The sequence below is a fragment of the Neorhizobium sp. T7_12 genome (genome assembly GCF_002968535.1).
GTDB classification, from domain to species: domain Bacteria; phylum Pseudomonadota; class Alphaproteobacteria; order Rhizobiales; family Rhizobiaceae; genus Neorhizobium; species Neorhizobium tomejilense.
On record NZ_PVBK01000009.1, the window covers coordinates 154,149 to 177,455 of the forward strand.

A 23,307-nucleotide genomic window follows, 5' to 3' on the forward strand; every position below is an offset into this window, starting at 1 on the left:
CGACCCCGTCCTCGACTTCGGCTTCACAGGGAAGCGCCAAACCGGACGACGCTCCAGGACGCGGGAGGAACGGTGACCGTGACGCTGCCACTCGTCACGTCTATCTCCCTCAGATCGTGAGGCGCCACCTTGTTCGGTTCATTCTTGGTGTTGCTCGCCTTGAGGTCATGGTGATGCAGCGAATGTGCTCGCTGCAGCTTCAGCCCGCCAAAGCCGGTTGCCGCGACGTCAATCTGCATATCGTCGGAAAGGTGCCGGTTCAGGATGAAGAGGGTAACCGTCTTGTTCTCCTCCGAATGCACCGCCGAGAACTTGAGGTAAGGAACGGCGTCGATCTTGTCGTACAGGTCTTCCGTGTGCGTGGGGTCGTAATAGCGAGTGGCATAGGTCGGCGTATCGACGCGGGTCCTGAGGACGCTGCCCCTGCCAAGATTGCTGAAGTCCGAGAAGGGCCAAAAGATCGTCTGCCGCCAGGCCGGACCACCGGTTTCCGTCATGATGGGGGCGATGGCGTTTACAAGCTGGGCGAGGCATCCGGCCTTGACGCGGTCGGCGTGATTGAGGAGCGAGATGCATGCGCCGCCGAAGGCAAGCGCATCCTGCATGTCGTATTCCTCCTCCAGTATGGGTGGGGCAACAGGCCAGCCTTCCTTGACGCGGTTCTGTTCGCCGCGCCGGGTGCGATACCAGACATTCCATTCGTCGAAGCTCAGCATGATGCGCTTGCGGGAGCGACGTCGGGCCGCGACAGCATCGGCAATCGAAACCACCTCTTCGATGAAGCTGTCCATCAGGTCGGGGCTTGCCAGGAACGAAGGCGTATCGTCGGCATAATTGTTGAGATAGGTGTGGAGCGATATGAACTCGACATGATCGAACGTGTGTTCGAGGACGATCCTCTCCCATTCGCCATAGGTCGCCATTTTTCGTCCGGAGGATCCGCAGGCCGCCAGTTCGATCGTCGGATCGGTCATCCGCATCATCTTTGCCGTCTCGGCGGCGATCCGACCATACTCTTCGGCCGTTTTCGCTCCCATCTGCCAGCCGCCGTCCATTTCGTTGCCCAGGCACCAGAATTTGATGTCGTGCGGTTTCTCCCAGCCATGCTGTTGGCGAAGTTCGGAAAGGTGGGTTCCGGAAGGATGATTGCAATATTCAAGCAGATGGCGGGCTTCGTCCGGTCCGCGCGTGCCGAGGTTGACAGCCAGCATCGGTTCGATACCGGCAACTCGGCACCAGTCCATAAATTCGTTGGTTCCGAACTGATTGGTGTCGACGGATTTCCATGCCAGGTCGAGGCGGCGTGGGCGCTGCTCGACCGGCCCCACGCCATCCTCCCAATTGTAACCGGAAACGAAATTGCCGCCGGGGTAGCGCATGATGGTGGGATTGAGCTCGCGCACGAGCTCCAGAACATCCCGCCTGAACCCCTTTTCGTCAGCCGTTGGATGTCCAGGTTCGAAAATGCCGCCATAGACACAGCGGCCAAGATGTTCGACGAATGCACCGAACAGACGGTTGTCGGTTTCACCAATGATAAAGTCCCGGTCGAACCGGGCTTGGGCCTTGATCATCTCTCAAATCTCACTTTGCTTCAGGAAACGGGTAATTTGCCGCTAATGCGGCTGCAGCTCTGTCTCTTCGGTCGACGGCTGGGGTGATGCGCGCGCTTGCTGGGACGCGGCGCTGTCGCCGGTCAGCACGCCGCGACCGTTCGGGTCGGGAGACAGGATGGCGGACTTCAGGAGTTGCGAATACGGATGCTGGGGGTTGTCAAGGACCGAGCGAGCCTCGCCGCTTTCGACGATTTCACCCTTGCGCATGATGATGATCCTGTCGCTCACGTAATAGGCCGTCGCAAGATCGTGCGTGATGTAGAGGATCGAAACCTTGAGATCATCGCGCAGGGCACGAAACAGATTGACGATCGACATTCTCAGCGAGGCATCGACCATCGAAACCGGCTCGTCCGCGACCAGCATCGACGGGCCGGGGATAAGCGCCCGGGCAATCGCCACCCGCTGGAGCTGACCTCCGGAGAGCTCATGGGGAAACCGGCCGCGGACTTCGGCAATCGACAGGCCGACGTTGTTCAGCGCCCTGTCGGCAACGGCTTCCAGCTGCGCGGGTGAATGGGCGTCAGTGAAATTTTTTGCCGTCATGAACAGATAGCGATCGACGCGTTTCAGTGGATTGAACGCTTCGAAGGGGTTCTGGAAGATCGGCTGGACCTCTTTCATGAATCTTCGCCGCGCTCCCGTCCCACGGATCGAAGCCAGGTCGCCGCCCTTGAAGAAGATCGTCCCCGCGCTTGGCCGGACCATGTTGAGGATCATCCTCGCAAGTGTCGTCTTGCCGCTTCCGGATTCGCCGATGATCGTGAAGACCTGAGGTTCATCGCCCTCCAGGCGGAATGATACATTGTCGACGGCCCGGAATTCCTGACGGCCAAGCAGGCCGCCTCGTTTGTAGAGCCTGGTGACGCCGTCGAGATGCAGAAGAGGAGCCGTCATCGCTCTATCTCCAATTCCTCGTGCCGGTTTGGTTTTCCATCAGGTGTCGGCAGGACGTCCGAGCTCGCTGCGAAACATGCCACCCTGTGATCTTTGGCGAGGGTGGTAAGGGCGGGATTCTCATGTCGACAAATCTCCATCGCCAGTGGACATCGCGGATGGAAGCGGCATCCTTTTGGAGGATCGGCGAGGTTCGGCGGGGTTCCGTGAAGCCCGTCGCGTGTATGCCTGTCGCCGAGCGTCGGCAGGCTGGCGATCAGATGGGCCGTGTACGGATGCAAAGGGTTGGCAAAAACGTCGGCGGTTCGCCCTTCTTCGACAAGCCGGCCGGCATACATGATGCCGAGCCTGTCAGCGATATTTGCATGAACCGTCAGGTCGTGGGTCACGAAGATCATCGACGATCCGAATTCATGTTGTGTTTCCCGGATCATCGCCAGGACGTCTTTCTGGACGACAACATCGAGCGCGGTCGTCGGTTCGTCGGCGATGATGAACTCCGGCTTGCAAAGCGTTGCGAGCGCGATGCAAACGCGCTGTCGCATCCCGCCCGAGAGTTCGTGCGGATAGGAGCGGAGGATCTCAGCAGGAAGGCGCAGCCGTTCCAGATGGCGGCGCACCTCCTGGTCGAATTCGGCGCGTGGCAAATGCATGTGCCGGAAGGCGAAATCCTCGAACGTTTTGTGAATGCGACGAACGGGATTGAGCACGTTCATCGAGCCTTGCAGGATGTAGGAGAGGTGCCGCCAGCGTATGGCCGTGCGTCGTGCCGGGGGCAACGCATAGAGATCATCGTCGATGAAGCTGTAGTTCACCTGGCCGCCGACAATTTCCAACGGAGGCCTGATCGCAGCCGCGATCGCTTTGATGAACGTGGTCTTGCCGCAGCTGGATTCACCTGCAATGCCATAGATCTCGTGCTTGCGCACATGCATCGAGATCCCGTCGACAGCCCTTACCTCGCGGTCGATCCCGAAATATTTCATCCGGTAGTAGGCGCGAAGATCGCTCGTTTCCAGAACGTGGGCGTGCTCGCGGCCGGCTGAGGCTGAGATTTGCGTCATCAGGAATTCCCCATCCGATCGAGCCGGCTTCGCGGATCGATATATTCATTCATCGAGATGGCCAGCAGGAAGAGCCCGATGAACGTCAACGTCACGAAGAGGGTGGGAAAGAAGTACCACCACCAGACTCCGGACACCATTGCGCTGTGCTGGTTGGCCCAGAAGATCATGCCGCCGATGGTAGGGGTGTCGACATCTGTAAACCCCAGGACAGCAAGCGTGACTTCGAGCCCGATCGACCAGTTCATGTTGTTCATGAACGTCGAGAAGACGATCGGCAGCACATAGGGTAGATGTTCCTGCGTGACGATCCTCGGCATAGACATGCCGGAGAAAACGCTGGTGTTGGTGAATTCACGGGTTCTGAGGCTGATCATCACCGATCGAATAAGCCGCGCGTCATAGGCCCATCCGAGGCCCGCCATGACGAGCGCAAGCACGAACCAGGTCATGTCGTCCCGCAATACGAAATAGAGCAGGACCAGAAGCGGGAAGAGCGGAATGACAATAAAGGTATCGTTGATCGACATCAGGATGCGGTCGACGATTCCGCCGACATAACCGGAGATCAGTCCGATCACCAGGGAGAGTATCCGGCTGATGAGCGCCACGATGAAGCCGAAGGCGAGGGTATTGCGAATCGCAAAGGTCAATTGCCAGAAAATGTCCTGACCGCGCGAATTGGTGCCGAATACATATTCCAGCGACGGTGGCGCATCCAAGGCCACAAGGTAGGAGTCGATCGGCTCGTAGGGGGAGAAGAAGGAGGCAGCGGCGATGCCGAGGATGATCGCCATGATCATGCATCCGATCGCGAACTCGCCGTTATAGCGGAACAGGTCTCTCAGGACGGCAATCATTGGGTCACCTGTACGCGCGGGTCGATCAGGGGATAGATGATGTCGATGATGAGGACGGCTGCCGAGACCGCGATGATGGCAATCGACGTGATCCCCAGAACGAGCGAATAATCTGCTGCATGAACTGCCTCGACCAGGAGGCGGCCGATGCCCGGGTAGCCGAAAACCTGTTCGGTGATCACCGCGCCGTTGAATATGGCGCCGATCGACATCGCAAGGCCGGTGATCTGCGGCAGGAAGGCGTTGCGCATGACGTAGGACGTTACGAGTTTTTTGTCCGGCACGCCGGCGAGTGCAGCGTAGGTGACATAGTCGTCGGTAACGATATTCGAGACCAGCGCCCGCATTCCCATGAACCAGCTGCCGACACCGACGAGGATGAGGGAAAGCGATGGCAGAATGGAGTGCAACAGCGCGCTGCCCGCGAATTGTGGCGTCCAGCCGGTCGCAAGGTTCATCTCATAGCCGCCGCTGCTCGGCAGGATCGGCAGGAGGAATGTGAAGACGATCAACAGGACGAAGGCAACAATGTAATAGGGCACCGGATGGAGCCCCATCATGATCATGCCAAGGATCCGAAGGATACGATTGCGGCTGTAGTAGCCCGCCAGTCCGCCAAGGATATTGCCAATAAACCAGCTCAATATGGTGGACACTGTCAGGAGACCAATCGTCCAGGGAATGGCTCTCCCGATCAGTTCACTCACGGGCGTCGGAAATGCCGACAGCGAGGGGCCGAAGTCGAGCATGGCAAGTCGACGCCAGAAAATCAGATACTCCTCCCACAGATTGTCTCCGACGCCGTAGAGTTCCTTGAGGGACTGCCGAAGAAGCTCGATGGATTCGGGGCTGGAAAAGCCAAATGTGCTCACTTGTGCGACGGCATGCTCGACCGGATCTATCGGCGTAAGATGCGTGATCAGAAACGTGATGCTGATGCCGACGAAAACGACCAGCGCGAACTGCAGGACGCGCTTGGCCACGTAGATGGCGTAGGATCGCATTGATGCCTCGTATTTCGGGATGAGGTCTCCGCCCGGTGCCTTGGAGGCTCCGGGCGGCAGTTTCTCACTTTGCCGGCTTGGTCGGCTTCAAATTGACCATCATGTATTTAGTGTTGCCCCAGTTGGCGACCGGGTTCGTGTATGGCTTCGTTGCGAGGCTCGGGAAACCGGTCCAGTAGGTCGTGTCCATGGTCGCGAAGACGTTGTAAGCCATGAGCGGAATGATCGGCATTTCTTCCGCGGCCAGCTTCAGATAGTCGAGACCAAGCTCGACCCCACGGGGATCGTCGAAATCGATCGTGCGGATCTCCTCGATGATCTTGTCCAGCCTCGGTTCTTTCCAACGTTGCCAGTTTCTCGGCGGTTGCACCTTGCCGACATCGACAACAAACTGGGAATGCCAGCTGTCGAGGAAGAACGACAGGTCAGGGTGACCACCCCAGGTCTCGACGCTCCAGCCTATGAAGGTGTCGAAGTCGCCGACGCCTCGCCGGTCAAGCATCGTTCCCTGGGCGACGTCGATATTCGCATCGATGCCGAAACGCCGCCATTGTTGCGCGATGATCGATCCGGCGCGCGTCATGACCGGCCGGAGATCGCCTTCGACCATGACCTTCACCGAGAACGGTTGCCCGTTCGGTTGAAACCAGCGGTCCCCCTGTTTGGTGAAGCCGGCTTTCTGGAGAAGTTCGGTTGCCGCCTCCGGATCAGGTTTCCACCATCCCCTGCCAAACGCGGTCGCAATATCTGCCGGGTCCGTTGGTATCTGGTCCTTGAGGGACGGACGCAGCATTTCTGCGATCTGTTTGCCGATCGTCGGATCGTAGGGCTTGATCTTCCGCTTGCCCGTGTCGAGCTCGAAACCAGTCAGCCACTGCTCCATGGGTGCGAAATAGTATTTCGGATAAAGTCCGGTGGGCGGCACCCCGATCGCGGAGATGGTGGCTGCGCCGCGATAGGAGGCCATGCTGACGGCCTTGATGTCGATCAGCAGCGCCAGCGCCCAGCGGACGTCCTTGTTCTGGAATTTTTCCAGCCGATTGTTGAAGATGACCGAAGGCAATGTCGGATCAGGATGTGCATAGGGGAACCCCTTGAACCAGCTGACCGACGAGGGCGAGTCCTTGGCGAGCGTGAACATGCCCTCGGGGGACAGGTCATGGATGACGTCGAGACGATGATTGAGCTGCTCGATAACCCGCTTTTCGGGCGGTCCCGGGTCAATATAGGCGAGGTAACCGGGGCCGGGTTCGCCGAACCGGGCGACCGAGGTACGCTTCCAATCCTCGCGTTTCTTCCAGATGAACCACTTGCCGCCGCGGTCGAAATTGTGGAGCGTATAGGCACCCAGCCCAACCGGCGGGTTGAAGTCGAACTTGAGAACGTCGCCGACCTTCTCAAACACGTGCTTCGGCATCATCCACATGGCGTTCCAGCGAACCGTAAACAGCGCATGGAAGCGTGAATTGGGCTTTTTGAGTTTGAAGAGCACTTCCGTCGGGCTCTTCTTCTCGATCGCCGCGACGTTGATCTGGACCGGTGCACTCCAGCGCAGGCCGCTGGTCTTCATGTGGGTCTCGATGGTGAACACCACGTCGTCCGCGGTGAACTCGATGCCGTCGCTCCAGAAGACGCCGGAGCGGAGCTTCACGGTCATCTCCGTGAAGTTCTTGTTATAGATCGGCTTTTCGGTCGCAAGGGAATTGTCCCAGACGCCGTCGATGCCGTGATCGGGGTCGATGTACCAGAAAGTGTCCATCACGTTCTGATGGAGACCCGTCGATTGACCGCCGGCGTTGATGGCCCAGATGTTGAACCATCCGGCGTTTTTGATCGTCCCTTCCGGGTTTTCGAGAATCAGCAGCTGTTCTCGGGGCAAATCGTTACTCGGCACTTGCCCAAGCGCCGGCCTGGTCGCGAGAAAGGTCCCCGCGAGCCACATAAACGTCCTTCTCGAAAGCATGCCGTTATCCTCCCAGTTCCAGCGTGCTAATCGGCTATCCGAATGGCCTCGATACTGCCTGAGCGACTAAAAATGTCAACCGAATTTGTGATCTATATCATATTTGCGGATATAGTTCCGTTTGCACGGCAAAGGTCACGGGTGGGTGGAAGGGGACGCGCAAGCGAACTATGGCCAAAGGCATGTCTCATTTTCCCTCATGAACACGAGATGTTGCTTGTTCATCTGGTTGCCAAGACGGCATCATTGTTGCACCAACATTGCGTAGTATAGACTCGATTTTGCAAATGGGATCAAAGCTGAATGCGCATACGATATGGTTTCCTTGGCCTGTTCCTTGCAATCGCACCGTCGGCCTACTCCTTGGAACTTGGACCGCCGCCGGTCTTGTCGCCGCTGCAGGAGCAGGCGCAAGCCGCTCATTTGAGCGCACAGTTCCTGACGCGATATGCTTACAAGCCTGTTCCGCTCAACGATGCCTTGTCGGCTAAAATCATGGATCGGTTTATCGAGTCTCTGGATTCCGACCGGAGCTTTTTCCTGCAAGCCGACATCGACAAGTTCGCGGCCGACAGCACCAAGATCGATGATGCCATCGTCGGCGAAGACCTGAAGGTTCCGTTTTCGATTTTCAACGTCTATTCGCAGCGAGTTGTGGACCGCATGACATATGCGCGCAACTTGCTCAAACAGGGCTTCGATTTCAGCGTGCGGGAAGACTATTCCCTGTCGCGCGACAAAGAGCCCTGGCCGAAATCCGAAGAGCAGAGCAATGACCTCTGGCGCAAGCGCGTCAAAGGCGACTGGCTGCGGTTGAAACTGGCAGGCCAAGCCGACACGGCTATTCGCGATACCCTCGACAAACGTTACAAGAATATCCTGGAGCGCGTTTATACCTACAAGAGCGACGACGCGTTCCAGTCATTCATGGGCGCCTACACCACGTCCGTTGATCCGCACACGGACTATTTCGGCGCCGCCGCTTCGGCCAATTTCGACATTTCGATGAAGCTCTCACTGGTCGGTATTGGCGCCGTACTGCAGGAGCGCGATGGTTACACGACGGTCCGTGAGCTCGTGCCGGGTGGGCCTGCGCAATTGTCCGGAATGCTGGCGGTCGGCGACCGCATTGTCGGTGTTGGTCAGGGCGATGATGGCGCCATAAAGGAAGTCGTGGGCACGCGCCTTGATGAAGTCGTGCAAATGATCCGCGGGGCGAAAAATTCCGTTGTGCGCCTGGATGTCTTGCCGGCGGATGCCGGAGAGAACGGAAGCCGCCGCGTCATCAGCCTGGTGCGAGACAAAATCAGCCTCGAAAAACAGGCCGCAAAAAAGACCATCCTGCCCTTGGAGGACCGCGGTGTCGCGCGCAGAATTGGTGTGATCACCTTGCCGGCGTTCTATGAGGACTTCGAAGCGCGGCGAAAAGGCGAGAAAGACTACAGAAGCGCAAGCCGAGACGTTGCCAAGCTTCTTGGCGAACTGAAACGGGAAAAGGTCGACGGCGTCCTGATCGACTTGCGCGACAACGGTGGAGGCTCGTTGGCCGAGGCGATTGACTTGACAGGCCTGTTCGTCGGGAAAGGCCCGGTGGTTCAGCAACGCGACGCCGATGGCAAGATCAAGGTAGAAAGCGATGATCTGCCGACGCCTGCGTGGGCGGGTCCGCTCGGGGTATTGATCAATCGCGGCTCAGCGTCGGCCTCGGAGATTTTTGCCGCAGCGATACAGGATTACGGTCGCGGCGTGATCGTCGGCGAACCTAGCTTCGGTAAAGGTACCGTGCAAACGGTGGTCGACCTCGATCAGGTGGCCCATAACAGCAAACCAAAATTCGGCCAATTGAAACTGACGATCGCCCAATTTTTCCGGGTCGACGGCGGCACGACACAGCTGCGCGGCGTGACACCCGATATTAGCTTGCCGGGCCTCTCGGACCCGAAGACCCTTGGTGAAGCGAGTTATGACAATGCGCTGCCTTGGGGTCAGATCAAGCCTGCGAATTATGCGGCCGCAGGCAACAGGAGCGGGCTGCTGCAGCAACTGCAAGGCCGGCATGATACTCGGGTACAAAGCGATCGGGATTTTCAACGTTTCGCAGAAGACGCCGCAGAGCTGAAGGTGCAACGTGAAAAGCGTGTCATCTCCCTCAATGAAGTTGAACGTCGGAACGAACTCACTGCTCTTACGACCCGTCTCAAGGCGCGCGAGCAGGCAAACGATGGTTTGGTTCCCGATAAAGACGATGGCCTGCAAGCAAATGAGCGGAGCCTGAATGCTGATATCGCGATTGAAAATGCCCGCAAGAACGCCAAGGACGTCTTGAGAAACGAAGCAGCCTCAATTGTTGCCGATCAGGCCGATTTGGCTGAAAATGCGCGAAAGACCGGCACCCGATAAATGGGGGATGCCTACACCCAGAGCGTGGGCTTCTAAACCCCCGAACGGAAAGCGTTCCGCCTTGGGAGAAGTCCTTTCGTAGGGGGACGAAGTCAGATTGACCGGCCACCCGACGCACCTGAACAGACGGGTCAAGTCAGCAATAGACCGCGGCGCAAAATTAGGCCAGTTTGCTGCTACCAAGCAGGAGTAAGCTGCCCTTCATCGGCCGGAGAATAAGAGGCTCGAAAAGAGCCCCACTCAGCCATCGATCGGCCGTTATCAGCAATCGTTGGAGGTTGAATGGCTGGTCGTCTGGACGGTAAGATCGCGCTCATCAGTGGCGGCGCGGGTGGGTGCGGCCTTGCCGCCACCGAGCTTTTTGCGCGAGAGGGGGCGGCTGTGGGGATTGTCGATCTCCCGCATAGCCAGGGGGCGGCTGTCGCAGCACGGCTGCGTGAAGAAGGCCTGAAGGCTGCGTTTGCACCCGCCGACGTTTCCGACGAACTGCAGGTGAAACAGGCGGTAGACGCAATTTCCGGTGAACTCGGACCGATAACGGTGCTGTTCAATCATGCCGGAACGATCATCGTCCGGCCGTTCCTCGAAACTTCTGTGGCGGACTGGGACCGGCTGATGGCCATCAATGTCCGCAGCATGTTCCTGATGACCCGTGCGGTCCTGCCGCACATGATCAAGGCGGGTGGCGGGTCCATCGTCTGCACGTCGTCGATCTCGGCGGTCGCCGCGACACCGATGGAAGTTCTCTATGATACGACCAAGGGCGCCTGCCACATGTTTGCCCGGGCGATCGCGGTCGAATTCCGCGACCGCAACATCCGCTGCAACGCGGTTTGCCCCGGCTTCATCCAGACGCCACACGGCCAGAAGGAGGTCGAGGAACTGACCCGCTACGGCGTGGACGTCTCGGATGCAGCGATCACGGCTCAGCAAGGCAGGATGTGCCGGCCGGACGAGGTCGCCAAGGCGGCGCTCTACCTGGCGAGCGACGACGCCAGCTTCGTCAGCGGGACCCACCTGTTTGTCGATAATTGTTTTACAGCGATGTGAGGGGAAAACATGGCTCTGGAAAAAGGCGGCCTGTGGCGCAACTGGGTCGGCAATCAATATTGCGTTTCACAATTCAAAGCTTCGCCGGAAACGGAGGCTGAAGTGGCGGAGCTTGTCCACGAAGCCGACAGGCGTGATCTGGCAGTGCGTGTTTCGGGCTCTGGACATTCCTTCACACCCGTCGTCGGCACCAACGGGCTGTTGCTGTCGCTCGCAAACCTGCGCGGCGTGCAAAACATCGACCGTGATCGAAAACAGATCACGGTGGCAGGCGGAACACGCATCAACGAAGTCGGGAGGACGCTGAAAGAACACGGTCTTTCATTGATCAACCAGGGCGACATCGACAGCCAGGCTGTTGCCGGTGCGTTTACGACCGGGACCCACGGTACCGGGATCAAGCTCGGAAACCTGGCCTCATCGATTGCCGGCTTGCGTATCGTCACCGCGACCGGCGATGTCCTCGATATCGACGGTCGCGACAGTGACAGGCTGCACGCAGCCCAGGTCTCGGTGGGAACGCTCGGCGTTATCTCCTCGCTGACGCTCAACGTCATGGACGCCTATAATCTGCACGAGCGTCTCTGGCGGGACGATTTCGAGACCTGCATGGAGCGTCACGACGAGTTGGCTTCCAGGCACCGCCATTTCGGCTTCTTCTGGTGCCCGACGCCGGAAAGCCGTCATCTGTACTGCCTTCCCGACACGTCTGCGGTGTCGAGCACGAACAAGCTGGCCGATGTCTGCGAGATGAAGGTGATGGACATCACCGACGCCGCGCCGATGGAGAGCGAATTCGAAAAGATCGCCTACAGTTCCGAAGTCTATCCGATCGAATACGTGCCGAATTTCGTCGAACTGGAATATGCCGTTCCCCTCGAACACGGCAAGGCCGCGATAAGGGCTGTCCGGGATCTGATGCTGAACAAGCACACCAACTGTATCTATCCGATCGAATACCGCTTCACGGCCGGCGATCCGGCATGGATGAGCCCCTTTCATCGCCAGGACAGCATCACCCTGTCGGTGTCGGGTGGCCCAGGTATCGATTACTGGCCCTTCCTGAAGGATGTCGATCAAATTCTAGGCGGATACAATTCTCGCCCGCATTGGGGAAAGATGCATTTCCTCGACACGGACGACGTGACAAGGCTTTACCCTCGCGCCAAAGAGTTTCGAGCACTGAGACGGGATTTGGATCCGAAGGGCCGGTTCCTGAACGATCATTTGAAGATGTTGTTTGGATAGGCGTCAAGCTAGGCGAGCCTCGACTTGGCGCTTCGGCCGACCCGCTATCGTGGTGGCCGCGGCACATCCCATCAGTGCGGCAGGATCAGAGTTCGGGCCGGGTATCGCCCATGGGTCTGGACCGCCGGGGCGATAGGGGTTATCTGCAGGGCTTGTCGCGATGCTGAAAGCGTCGCCGAAACATCACCGCAGACACCCAAGGCCTCTTAAAGTGAAAAAAGTCCAGCGCAGCTTTGCCGTCGAGTACAGATCGGGTCGGCGAAAACTCAATTCCAATCCGAACTCGATCTGGGGAGACGTGGATCTCAAGTCCGTGGCGCAGGATCTGCAGGACGAGGCAATGCCGTTCCTTCCGGAAACGTCCCAGGTTCACAGCGCCGGAATGTCTTTCGCCGGCGAACAACGGGCCGCGGCGTTGTTGACACCGCCGATCGAGCAGGAGACAAATGCAGCGGCTTTACAGGAGACCATAATGGCCGACGAAAACAATACGATGACTGATGCTGACACGCCGACGGTTGCGGCGCCCGCACCGAAGAAGGAGCGCAAACCTCGCGCCAAAAAGGCGGCCGCTGAAACGGCCTCAGCCGCAGTTTCGGCGCAACCGGCAGCGGCTTCGAATGCCGCAGCGGTCAAGCCGAAGAGAGGACGCAAGGCAAAGTCCGACGAAGGTGCGCCAAGCGCCAAACGTGCGCCTGTCAAACGGGCTCCGAAGGCGGTGCAGGCAGCGACCGCTCCGTCGGTGGCGGCGGTCGACGAGTTTGCGGATCTCCTGCAGCTGGAAGAGGAAAACCAGAGACTGCGCAAGCAGCTGGCCGAGAAGCTGCGTGCTGAAAATGCCGATCTGCGAAAGCGGCTCAACCTCGGTTGATCGGCAGCCGTCGGTCAAGCGCTGGCCGCATTCTCAAGGCTATATCGAGACGAACATCTTGGCGGCGGCTGGTCCTGCCGCCAACGCTTTTGCTCGCAGCCTGCCTGCGGGGTAGAATACGAGGTCGAATAAAATGGCGTCTCCATGGAAACTTCTTGCCCGGCTGGTGTCACCGCGACGTCAGCAGCGCCAGGAACACGGCCCGACCGATGACGTGAAGCCGGACATATTGGCCATCGCCAAACCGGTTGAAACGGCCACCGACAACGGATTGAACGCCGCGGATGCTCCGGTCGACGAAAAGCCGGTCGCTTACGAACAATCGGAGGCGGTGCCAGCGGCCCCGGATCATTCCGAAGAAACGGCAAGCGGTGTTCACGGCACGGCGGATATCGACGGCGCCAGGCCCGTGGAGGCGACTGATACAGCCTTGTCCGATGAGGCCGGTACGGCCGCACACGACGCACTGAAACCCTCCCAGGCGGGCGAAGGTGCAACGCGAAAACGCAGCACCCGGGGCAAGAAAACGGAACCGATTGAAGCCGTTCCGCCACCCTCTCCAGGCGTTCCCGCCGTTTCCGACGATGCAATCCGCCTTGATGAAGAGATCAGGCTGCTGCGGGACCAGTTGGCGCGCAAGCTTCAGCTGCAAAATGCGCAACTGAAGAGGATGCTGGAGCGGTTCGAACGCTGAACGTGCCGTTATCCATCGCACCCTAACCCAGCCAATGCAACTTGGCCAAGCTTCATGACGACCCCACAAATCCTCATACTCCCCAAAATTGCACTTGATGGTCCCCGTTGGTCCGCTACAAAACGACGACGATGGCCACGAAGCAAAGAATTTGGGATGCATGGCAAAAAAGGCAGATAACGGAACGTCCAAAGTCGATCGCGCGGATGAGCCGCGGGAGCGCATTGTTGCGGCCGCGCGCGAAGTATTTATCGAGCAGGGATTCGATCTGGCAACCGTTCGCGACATCACGAGGCGGGCCGATGTGAATGTTGCTGCCGTCAATTATTATTTCGGCTCCAAGGAGGAGCTCGTCAGCGAGGTGCTTAACCTGATGATGGAGCCCTATACCCATGCCCGGATAGAGGCTTTGGAAAAATGCGAGGCCTCAGCCCGGCCGGGATTCCCGATTTTGGAGGAGGTCGTCGGGGCTCTTGTCCGGCCGATGGTACAATTCAGCCGTGACGCCTCGGGCGCCCGTCCTTTGACGCGGCTGATCCTGCAGGTCCGTTCGCGGCCGCGTGAATCGACCAACCGTTTTTTCATACGTCGCGTCGATCCTGCCGTGTTCCGTTTTATCGATGCCTTTAGTCGAGCACTACCGGATATGCAGCGCCGCGATATTTTCTGGCGTTACAATTTCTCGATTGGCGCCATCATGCAGGTCCTGATCGATTCAGACCCGGCATCGTACCGCCTCAAGCAACTGTCCGGCGGCCTTTGCGATACCGATGACGACGAAGAGATCATCCGTCAGCTCTCGCGGTTTATCTGCACTGGGTTCCAGGCGCCTGCCGTCGCGTGATGATGCCAAATCTCGAACTTACAGCTAGAAGCTGCTTAAGCTAAGATATACTTCAGTTTCTATTTAAAATCGGATCTACGCTGGATAATAATCTTTTTTATTGCCTTTTGAGAAAAAGGTTGGGGCTAATATTTCAAGATTAGACTGTCTTTCCGGTTATCCCTTCGATCGCATGCGGGTTTTTCCAAAATCGCCGGCCGCTGCTTGATTCTTGGGCGGTCTGACCGATTAAAGTCATTGACTCCGCCTCGTCTCAAATTATGTTTCAAACATCGTTTAACATTCCTGGAGTCGTGCAATGACTGCTGCTGCCCCCAAGATCACCGGATCCTTCGTTGCCTTGATCACACCGTTCGACAAGTCGGGCGCCGTCGATATGGGCGCATTCCGCGCATTGCTTTCCTTCCACGAGGCGAACGGCACCTCTGCCGTCTTGATCATGGGCTCGACCGGCGAGGTATCCATGCTGTCGGCTGACGAGAAAAAGAAAATCATCGTCGAGACGTCGAAGATGAAAACGGCCAAGATGCCGATCTTCTTTGGCTGCACTGGCAACAACACGGACGTTACGATTGAAAATGTGAAGTTCGCCAGGGATAACGGCGCAGACGGCGCCATTCTCGCTGCGCCAGCGTATATCTGCGCCCCGGAAGCCGACATCGAAGGTTATTTCCTGGAGGTCGCCGACGCGACCGACCTGCCTCTCGGGCTCTACAACAACCCGCCGCGCGTCAAGAGCGACCTGCATTGGGATCACCTGCTGCGCATCTTCAAGCATCCCAACTACGTCATTCACAAGGAATCCACCGCGCGTGTCGGCCAGGTTGCCCAGGTTCTCGCCGCGCGTCCGGATGTTTCGGTCATGTGCTGCGACAGCCCCAATCTCGGCCTCGTCGTGCCAACAATGAGCCTTGGTGGTCATGGCACCGCCAATATGGGCGGTAATATTGCCCCGGCCGAAGTGGCGGTGATGTCACGTCCGTGGACGAGTTATGTCGAAGCCGAAGGGTTCCGCGACACCTATTTGAACCTTCTGCCGCTGCTGCATTACAATTACTCGGCCATCAATCCGGTGGCCGTGAAATCGCTGATGAAGGCTGTCGGACTGCCGGCTGGCGAACTGCGGCGGCCATTGACCGGCCTTGAAGGCGAAGCGCTCGCCAAGGGTATCCGTATCGTCCAGGATCTCGGCCTCGACAAGAAATACGGCTGGAAGCTGAAGCCCGCTTCGGCCTTGGCCGCCTGAGGCTCGGCCGATGGATCTCGGGATCTCCGGTCGGAATGCTATCGTTACCGGCGCAAGCCGGGGCATGGGTAAGGCCGCCGCAATGGCTCTCGCGCGGGAGAATGTGGATCTGACCATCATCGCCCGCACGCCCGAAACACTGCAGGCGACAGCCGCAGAAATCCGAGCGGCTACCGGCGCCCGCGTTACCGCTGTCGTCGGCGATATTACCACGCTTGCCGGTCGTGAAGCCGTTCTGTCTGTCTGCCCAAAACCGGACATCCTGGTCAACAACGCCGATGGCGAACTGCCCGGTGATTTCCGCAACTGGTCTCGTGAGGACTGGTTGCGGGGCATTGATCGGATGATGCTGACACCGATCGACATGATACGCCTGACTGTCGACGGAATGATGGAGCGCGAGTTCGGCCGCATCGTCAACATCGTGTCGCGGAGCGTCAAGATCGCCCAGGCCGAGCTTGGCATGTCGAATGCGGCACGCTCCGGCCTCGTCGGTTTCGTCGCGGGCCTGGCTCGGCAGACGATCGCCCATAATGTGACGATTAACAACATGCTCCCGGGCATTGTTGCTTCGGATGGCCAGCGCCAGCATGTCGAGGTACTTGCTCAGGAAAGCGGTCGTTCTTTCGACGAAATATGGGCCGCCCGTGCGGCACAGAATCCGGCTGGCCGTTACGGACGCCCCGAAGAAGTTGGCGCCTACATTGCCTTCCTCTGCTCGGCGAATGCCGGCTTCGTCACCGCTCAGAACCTGCTGATCGATGGCGGGCAATATCCCGGAACGTTCTGAGGTCGGAGCGGATTGCTGCTCGCCGCGAAGGATCCGCGATGCATAAAATGACTTTCGACTGCATACATCCTCTTGGAGCCAGAAGGAATCCATCTATGAACCGCTTCGCAACAGCATTGCTTTTTCTCTCGGTGACGCTGCCGGTGGCCGGCCTCGCCAAGGCGGACGACTATCCCAGTCGGCCGGTATCCATTGTCGTGCCTTATCCGCCGGGCGGTGCAGTCGATGGCGTTGCACGCGTTCTTGCCGCCGCGCTTTCGCTCAAGACCGGCAAGACCTTCGTGGTCGATAACCGTGCGGGCGGTGCCGGCGGCGTGGTCGGTTCGTCCGATGTGGTCAAGGCTGCTCCCGATGGCTACACCCTGCTGCTGAATGCGTCGATCCATGTGGTCACGCCGCTGATCAACAAGAACGTGCCTTTCGATGTCGTCAATGACTTCACGCATATCAGCGGCATCGCGGCTGGCCCGCTGCTGATCACCACCAATCCGTCGGACAAGGCCAACACGTTGAAGGAATTCTTCGCCGAGGTGAAGGCAAATCCGGATTCCTACAACTTCGCCACCTCCGGTTATGGCTCGGCCGGTCATCTGGCTGTGGAAGTCCTGAAGGGTGAAGCTGGCGTCGATACTGAAGTGGTCACCTACAAGGGAGCCGGTCCGGCCCTGACCGACATGATTGGCGGCCAGGTGCAACTGATCGCCGACCCGATCCTGTCGTCGCTGCCGCATGTCAAGGCAGGCCGGCTGAAGCCGCTTGCGGTGACCAGCCTGACCCGCTCGCCCCTGGCACCGGATGTCCCGACCGTTGCCGAGAGCGGCATGCCTGCATTGGAAATGCTCTCCTGGTACGGCGTCTGGGCGCCGAAAAATCTTGATCCAAAGGCGGCGGAATATCTCGGCAAGGTCCTGCAGGATGTTGTCACCTCCACCGAATTCAAGGACAAGCTGACGGTCTTCGGCTTCGAGCCGATGTACAAGACCAGCGCCGATCTGAGGACCTTCGTGGTTGACGAGACAAAGCGGTACCGTGAGATCGTCAAGACGGCCGGCATCAAGGTGGAATGAAGATGACGAAGGCTCCGAAAACGACGCAGCATTCGGAGCCTTCGGCAGGCCAGCGCCATGTCGGAACCCATTGGGGGTTCTACACGCATGATGGCTTGCAGGGCGCCATTCGTCCGATGGCGGGCGACCCCGACCCGGTGCAATTCGGTGGCGAACTTCCAGCCGACAGGCTTGCGCCGTGCCGCATTCTCAAGCCAGCAGTCCGGCGATCCTTCCTGGAAAATGGACCGGGCAATCGTGCCGGCCGGCGGGGAGCCGAGGCATTTGTCGAGGTTTCCTGGGAGGAGGCAATCGAGCTGGTTGCCGGCGAAATTCGCCGCGTCAGGGACGAGCATGGCAACGGCGCGATTTTTTCCGGTTCCTACGGCTGGTCGAGCGCCGGACGGTTTCATCATGCGCAAAGCCAGCTGAAGCGCTTTTTCAACATGAATGGCGGTTCGGTTCGTTCCGTCCAGACCTACAGCTATGCCGCTGGCGAGGTCATCCTGCCGCACGTCATCGGTTCCACCGATGGGCTGATCTCCGGCCACAGCCCATGGAGCCAGATCGTCGGCCATGCGGACCTGATCGTGATGTTCGGTGGCACGCCGCTTCGAAACGCTCAGGTCAATGCCGGCGGCGTTTCCCGCCATGAAACCCGACGGTATCTACTCGACTGCAAACACGCAGGCGCCCATTTCGTCAACATCGGACCCGTCCGGGATGATGCCGCAAGCGAACTCGATGCCCAATGGATGGCTCTGAGACCCGGTACCGACGCCGCCCTGCTGCTGGCCATCGCCCACGTGCTGATCCAGGAGGATCGTCACGACGCGGCTTTCGTCGAACGTTACACCGTCGGCTTCGAGACATTGCGGGATTATCTGTTCGGAAAAGTGGACGGCGTCGTCAAGGATGTCGCCTGGGCAGCCGGCATTACCGGCCTTGAAGCGCAGGATATCCTCACCCTTGCCCGAACCATGGCCTCGAAAAAAACCTTCATCATGATGGCATGGGCGCTGCAACGCGCCGACCATGGCGAACAGGCCTATTGGGCGGCAATCGCGGTGGCATCGCTGCTGGGTCGCATCGGTCTGCCCGGCGGAGGATTTGGTTTCGGTTATGCATCCATTTCGGGCATCGGCCAGCCGGCGCCGGCCGTGAAATGGCCGTCGCTGCCGCAGGGGCAGAATGCCATCTCCGACTACATTCCGGTTGCGCGGATTGCCGACATGCTGCTTTCGCCGGGAGCGGAATACGACTACAACGGCAAAAAACGGATCTATCCGGACATGAGGCTGATCTATTGGGCTGGTGGCAATCCTTTTCACCATCATCAGGATCTTCATCGGCTGGTCGAAGCTTGGCAGAAGCCGGAAACGATCATTGTCCACGAGCACTGGTGGAATGCCAATGCCCGGCATGCCGACATCGTGTTGCCGGCCGCGACATTTCTCGAACGCGACGATCTGGTTGCCAGCGGCCGCGAGAGTTTTCTCGGATATTCGACACACGCGGCAGCACCACCTGCGGACGTATTGTCGGATCACGAGATCCTGCGTCGCATTGCCAAAAAGCTGGGGACTGAAGCGGCGTTCACGGGCGGATTGAGCGAACCCGAATGGCTGGAGAAGCTTTATGCCGACGCGCAGGCGAACGCTGCGTTGCGCGACATTTCCCTGCCGGACTTTCCCACGTTCCTGAATACGGGACTGATCGAGGTGGAAAGCCAAAACGCGGACAGGCCTTTCCTTTCTGCGTTTCGCGCGGACCCGGTTGCCCATCCGCTGCGCACGCCGTCCGGTCTGATCGAGCTCTCCTCGGAGCTCATTGCCGGCTTCGACTATGCCGATTGCCCCGGCCATCCGGCATGGGTGGAACCGGCCGAATGGCTGGGGGGCAAACTGGCGGCCATCTATCCACTGCATCTCCTGTCCTGCCAGCCGCATGACAAGCTACACAGCCAGTGGGACCATGCAGCACCGTCGCGCCGGACCAAAAGCGGCGGCCGTCAGCCGGTGCGCATTCATCCCGACGACGCTTCGGCTCGCGGGCTGGCGCAAGGCGAGGTGGCGACCATTTCCAACGCCCGCGGTGCGTGCCTGGCGGTCGTAGCCATTACCGACGCCGTCATGCCCGGCGTCGTGCAGTTGGCGACGGGCGCCTGGTTCGATCCGGCGGACCCCTCGAAGCCGGGTTCGCTGGAACTGAACGGCAATCCGAACGTACTGACGCCGGACCATGGAACTTCCCGTCTCGCACAGGGGCCAAGCCCGAACTCATGCCTTGTCGAGATTTCCCGCTTCGTCGGCACGCCGCCAGAGGTGCGGGCCTATCGCCCGCCTGATCTGGTTCCCGATCCGCGATCGAAAGCGTCCAACGGAAAGGAATGCCCGTGACCTCACGTGTCAATCCGCAATTGATTGCAGGGCTCCTGTTCGTATTGATCGGCGCGGCTTTCTTGTTGGGCAGCCTCGATCTCTCCTATGGTACCTGGCGCAAAATCGGCCCCGGTGCATTTCCGGGCCTGGTAGCCTCGGGCCTGATCGCCATGGGCCTTGTCGTCGCCTTTACGGCCGAGAAACATGACACCGGCAAAGAGCAACCGAGCCTTCATTCCTCGAAGGTCACGTTCATCATTGCAGCGATCGTGGTGTTTGGACTGGTCGTTCGCGGCGGCGGATTGCTGCCGGCGATCTTCTGTTGCTGCTTCATCGCCTCGTTTGCCTCACGTCCTTTGCAGCCGGCGAAATCAGCGTTGTACGGGCTCGGGCTCGGTGCAGCCTGCAGCCTTGCCTTCATCAAGGGGCTCGGCATGCCGATTGCCATTATCGGCCCCTGGTTCGGGTTTTAAGGAAGATCACATGGAGACGCTGAACGCCCTGCTGCTCGGCTTTGACCAGGCAATCCTGCCGACGAACCTGTTCTGGTGCCTGATTGGCACGCTACTCGGGACCCTTGTCGGCGTCCTGCCAGGCCTCGGGCCCGCCGCGACCATGGCCGTCCTCCTGCCTTTCACCATCGGACTTGAACCGGTGACATCGCTGATCATGATGGCGGGCATCTATTACGGTGCGCAATATGGGGGTTCGACGACGGCCATCCTTCTCAATCTGCCCGGCGAAGCATCGTCCGTGGTTACGGCGATCGACGGTTACAAGATGGCCCGCAACGGACGTGCGGGCGTGGCACTGTCGACAGCGGCGATCGGCTCCTTTTTTGCCGGCACCGTCGCCACGCTGTTGCTGGCATTGTTTGCGTCTTCGCTTGCCGAAATCGGATTGCTGTTTGGCCCGGCGGAATGCTTCTCGTTGATGATCCTCGGGCTTGTCGCCTCTGTCGTGCTTTCGCGCGGATCGCTGCCGAAGGCACTTGCCATGGTCTTCGTCGGCATTCTGGTCGGCCTTGTCGGCCAGGACGTGCAAACTGCCGTGCCGCGTTTCACGCTCGGTTTTGAAGAAATGTCGAGCGGTATCAATTTCGTCGTCGTAGCGATGGGATTATTCGGCATCGGCGAGTTGATCAAGGATCTGGAAACCCCGGAAAGCCGCACGGCCATCAACGCACCGTTCTTCTCGATGATCCCATCGCGGGAAGACTGGCGCCGGATGGTTGCGCCGATCCTTCGCGGCACGGGGATAGGTTCGGTGCTGGGACTTCTGCCGGGCGGCGGCGCGCTTCTCGCCGCTTTTGCTGCCTATGCCGTCGAGAAACGCGTTGCCAACCCGCCCGAAGGTTTCGGCGGTGGTGCGATCGAAGGCGTAGCAGCGCCCGAGAGCGCCAACAATGCCGGTGCACAGACCTCGTTCGTCCCGCTGCTCACGCTCGGCCTGCCAGCCAATGCCGTCATGGCCTTGATGTTCGGCGCCCTGATCATGCAGGGTATCGCACCGGGCCCGACGCTGATTTCCGAACATCCGGACGTGTTCTGGGGCGTCATCGTGTCGATGTGGGTTGGCAATGTCATGCTGCTGGTCCTGAACCTGCCGCTGATCGGCGTCTGGACGCGCTTGCTGACGATGCCTTTCCACTATCTCTTTCCGGCTATCGTGGTGTTCTGCTCGATCGGCGCGTTCTCGCTCGGCAACTCGGTCTTCGATATTTGGCTACTCGGCGCCTTCGGCGTCGCCGGCTACGTCTTCGCCAAGCTCGATTGCGACGCGGCACCGCTGGTGATGGGCCTCATTCTCGGGCCGATGATGGAAGAAAATTTCCGTAGAGCCATGTTCCTCGCACGCGGTAATCCCAGCGTTTTTGTCGATCGTCCGATTTCGGCAGGTCTGCTTGTCCTTGCTGTGCTCGCCATCGCCCTGGTCGCCCTGCCGAAGATCAAGGCCGTCCGCGAAGAGGCATTTCAGGAATGAACCGGCTTATTCCAGTCACGCAGAGTGAAACGCCATGCATGTAGTGGTCATCGGAGCGGGTATCGTCGGTGCATCGACGGCACTCGAACTGTTGAACGACGGGCACGAGGTCACCATCGTCGAACCGGAACAGCCCGGTGGTCGCCACGCGGCGAGTTATGGTAACAGCGGCTGGCTGAGCCCCGCCTCGATCATCCCGATGTCGATGCCCGGCCTCTGGAGGAAGGTGCCCGGCTATCTTTCCGATCCCTCCGGGCCGCTGACCATCCGCTGGCGGCATCTGGTACGCCTCGCACCCTGGTTGCTGCGGTTCATGCTGGCCGGCTCGACTGGATCCAAGGTCGAACGGACCGCGAGAATTCTGGCGAGCCTCCTGAATGATGCGCCATCCCGGCATGCGGCACTGGCGGGAAAAATCGGACGGCCGGACCTAATCCACCGCAAGGGCCTGCTCTACGTGTACCAGGATCGCGCGGCTTTCGAGGCCGAGGCTTTTGCGTGGCGCCTGCGACGCGACAACGGCGTTTTCTATCGAGAGCTATCCTCAGCCGAACTGCACGAACTCGAGCCCAATCTTTCATCCCGCTACTCCTTTGCTGCCTTCGTCGAGGATGGCGGTCATTGCGTGGATCCGGGAGGCTATGTCGCAGCGATGGTGGATCATGCGGTGGACCTTGGCGCCCAGCGCATCAATGCAAGGGCGACCGGTTTCATTCTTACCGGCAACCGGCTTTCGAGCGTCCGGACAGAAGCGGGCATCGTGGCGTGCGACAAGGCCGTCATCGCTGCCGGAATACATTCGAAAAAACTTGCGGCGCTCGCCGGTGACACAATCCCGATGCAGAGCGAGCGCGGTTACCACGTGGTCATCCCCTATCATCTGGGCAAGGGGGAGATGCCGATCATGCCGAGCGACGGCAGGATGGGCAACAATCCGACGCTTGCCGGACTTCGCATTGCCGGACAGGTCGAGCTGGCAAGTGTCGAGGAAAGACCGAACTGGACCCGCGCCGACATCCTGTTGAAACACGCGAAAGGAACCTATCCGGCACTGTCGGATATATCCGAGGACAGGAGTATCGAACGTTGGATGGGGCATCGTCCCTCGACTGCGGACGGCCTTCCGGTGATCGGTTTTTCGCGGTCTTCCGAAGATATCGTTCATGCGTTTGGCCACGGTCATGTCGGCCTTGCAGCCGGACCGGTTAGCGGCGCGCTTGTTGCAGGCCTGATCGCCGGGCGCGAATGTGCCGTCGATCTATCGGCGTTGTCTGCCGCCCGTTTTCGCTGATCTGCAACGGCTGACGCGCCATGAGCAACGGCCGAAATTCGACGGGATGCCCGATCGTC

The 23,307-nt window shown here is 59.3% G+C and carries 19 protein-coding genes; 13 read left to right on the top strand and 6 right to left on the bottom strand.

What is annotated here, in order from left to right:
• Positions 1–23: 23 nt before the first annotated feature.
• The 6 genes from C5J26_RS19670 to C5J26_RS19695 all read right to left on the bottom strand — a co-directional run bounded on the left by C5J26_RS19670 (position 24) and on the right by C5J26_RS19695 (position 7,404).
• Positions 24–1,571, bottom strand: a complete 1,548-nt coding sequence (locus C5J26_RS19670) for an alpha-N-arabinofuranosidase (protein ID WP_371674728.1) — start codon at positions 1,569–1,571, stop codon at positions 24–26.
• A gap of 45 nt (positions 1,572–1,616) precedes the next feature.
• On the bottom strand, positions 1,617–2,513 hold the full coding sequence (locus tag C5J26_RS19675; RefSeq protein ID WP_105403304.1) for an ABC transporter ATP-binding protein: 897 nt from the start codon (positions 2,511–2,513) through the stop codon (positions 1,617–1,619).
• Complete coding sequence (locus C5J26_RS19680) at positions 2,510–3,577, bottom strand: ABC transporter ATP-binding protein (protein WP_105403305.1); 1,068 nt, start codon at positions 3,575–3,577, stop codon at positions 2,510–2,512. The genes C5J26_RS19675 and C5J26_RS19680 overlap by 4 nt, the downstream gene beginning before the upstream one ends.
• Complete coding sequence (locus C5J26_RS19685; RefSeq protein WP_105403306.1) at positions 3,577–4,437, bottom strand: ABC transporter permease; 861 nt, start codon at positions 4,435–4,437, stop codon at positions 3,577–3,579. Before C5J26_RS19685 ends, C5J26_RS19680 begins: the two co-directional genes overlap by 1 nt.
• Positions 4,434–5,441, bottom strand: coding sequence for an ABC transporter permease (locus C5J26_RS19690; protein WP_105403307.1), 1,008 nt, complete (start codon positions 5,439–5,441; stop codon positions 4,434–4,436). Before C5J26_RS19690 ends, C5J26_RS19685 begins: the two co-directional genes overlap by 4 nt.
• A gap of 64 nt (positions 5,442–5,505) precedes the next feature.
• Positions 5,506–7,404, bottom strand: a complete 1,899-nt coding sequence (locus tag C5J26_RS19695) for an ABC transporter substrate-binding protein (RefSeq protein ID WP_105403308.1) — start codon at positions 7,402–7,404, stop codon at positions 5,506–5,508.
• 303 nt (positions 7,405–7,707) lie between these two features.
• Here C5J26_RS19695 and C5J26_RS19700 point away from each other — a divergent pair, with 303 nt between their 5' ends.
• The 13 genes from C5J26_RS19700 (at position 7,708) to C5J26_RS19760 (ending at position 23,248) form a co-directional block, all read left to right on the top strand.
• The gene (locus C5J26_RS19700; protein WP_105403309.1) at positions 7,708–9,804 is read left to right on the top strand and encodes a carboxy terminal-processing peptidase; all 2,097 of its coding nucleotides are present in this window, start codon (positions 7,708–7,710) and stop codon (positions 9,802–9,804) included.
• A gap of 282 nt (positions 9,805–10,086) precedes the next feature.
• Positions 10,087–10,854 (top strand): SDR family NAD(P)-dependent oxidoreductase, encoded by a 768-nt coding sequence (locus C5J26_RS19705; protein WP_105403310.1) that lies wholly within the window; start codon positions 10,087–10,089, stop codon positions 10,852–10,854.
• A gap of 9 nt (positions 10,855–10,863) precedes the next feature.
• A complete protein-coding gene (locus C5J26_RS19710) occupies positions 10,864–12,102 on the top strand; it encodes a D-arabinono-1,4-lactone oxidase (RefSeq protein ID WP_105403311.1) in 1,239 nt (412 codons plus the stop codon).
• A gap of 211 nt (positions 12,103–12,313) precedes the next feature.
• Positions 12,314–12,973, top strand: coding sequence for a transcriptional regulator (locus C5J26_RS19715; RefSeq protein ID WP_105403312.1), 660 nt, complete (start codon positions 12,314–12,316; stop codon positions 12,971–12,973).
• Between the two features lie 133 nt (positions 12,974–13,106).
• On the top strand, positions 13,107–13,667 hold the full coding sequence (locus C5J26_RS19720) for a hypothetical protein (RefSeq protein ID WP_105403313.1): 561 nt from the start codon (positions 13,107–13,109) through the stop codon (positions 13,665–13,667).
• A 160-nt stretch (positions 13,668–13,827) separates the two neighbouring features.
• The gene (locus tag C5J26_RS19725; RefSeq protein WP_105403314.1) at positions 13,828–14,511 is read left to right on the top strand and encodes a TetR/AcrR family transcriptional regulator; all 684 of its coding nucleotides are present in this window, start codon (positions 13,828–13,830) and stop codon (positions 14,509–14,511) included.
• Between the two features lie 298 nt (positions 14,512–14,809).
• Positions 14,810–15,757 carry a 4-hydroxy-tetrahydrodipicolinate synthase gene (locus C5J26_RS19730; RefSeq protein ID WP_105403315.1) on the top strand — a complete coding sequence of 316 codons (948 nt, stop codon included), beginning with the start codon at positions 14,810–14,812 and terminating at the stop codon, positions 15,755–15,757.
• Positions 15,758–15,767: 10 nt separating this feature from the next.
• Positions 15,768–16,547, top strand: coding sequence for an SDR family NAD(P)-dependent oxidoreductase (locus C5J26_RS19735; RefSeq protein ID WP_105403316.1), 780 nt, complete (start codon positions 15,768–15,770; stop codon positions 16,545–16,547).
• 95 nt (positions 16,548–16,642) lie between these two features.
• Positions 16,643–17,614, top strand: a complete 972-nt coding sequence (locus tag C5J26_RS19740; protein ID WP_105403317.1) for a tripartite tricarboxylate transporter substrate binding protein — start codon at positions 16,643–16,645, stop codon at positions 17,612–17,614.
• A gap of 2 nt (positions 17,615–17,616) precedes the next feature.
• Entirely contained in the window at positions 17,617–19,992 is a 2,376-nt protein-coding gene (locus tag C5J26_RS19745) for a molybdopterin-dependent oxidoreductase (protein WP_105403380.1), read from the top strand.
• A complete protein-coding gene (locus C5J26_RS19750; protein WP_105403381.1) occupies positions 19,989–20,447 on the top strand; it encodes a tripartite tricarboxylate transporter TctB family protein in 459 nt (152 codons plus the stop codon). The genes C5J26_RS19745 and C5J26_RS19750 overlap by 4 nt, the downstream gene beginning before the upstream one ends.
• Before the next feature lie 10 nt (positions 20,448–20,457).
• Entirely contained in the window at positions 20,458–21,957 is a 1,500-nt protein-coding gene (locus C5J26_RS19755) for a tripartite tricarboxylate transporter permease (protein ID WP_105403318.1), read from the top strand.
• Positions 21,958–21,991: 34 nt separating this feature from the next.
• Positions 21,992–23,248, top strand: a complete 1,257-nt coding sequence (locus C5J26_RS19760; RefSeq protein WP_105403319.1) for an FAD-binding oxidoreductase — start codon at positions 21,992–21,994, stop codon at positions 23,246–23,248.
• Positions 23,249–23,307: the final 59 nt, after the last annotated feature.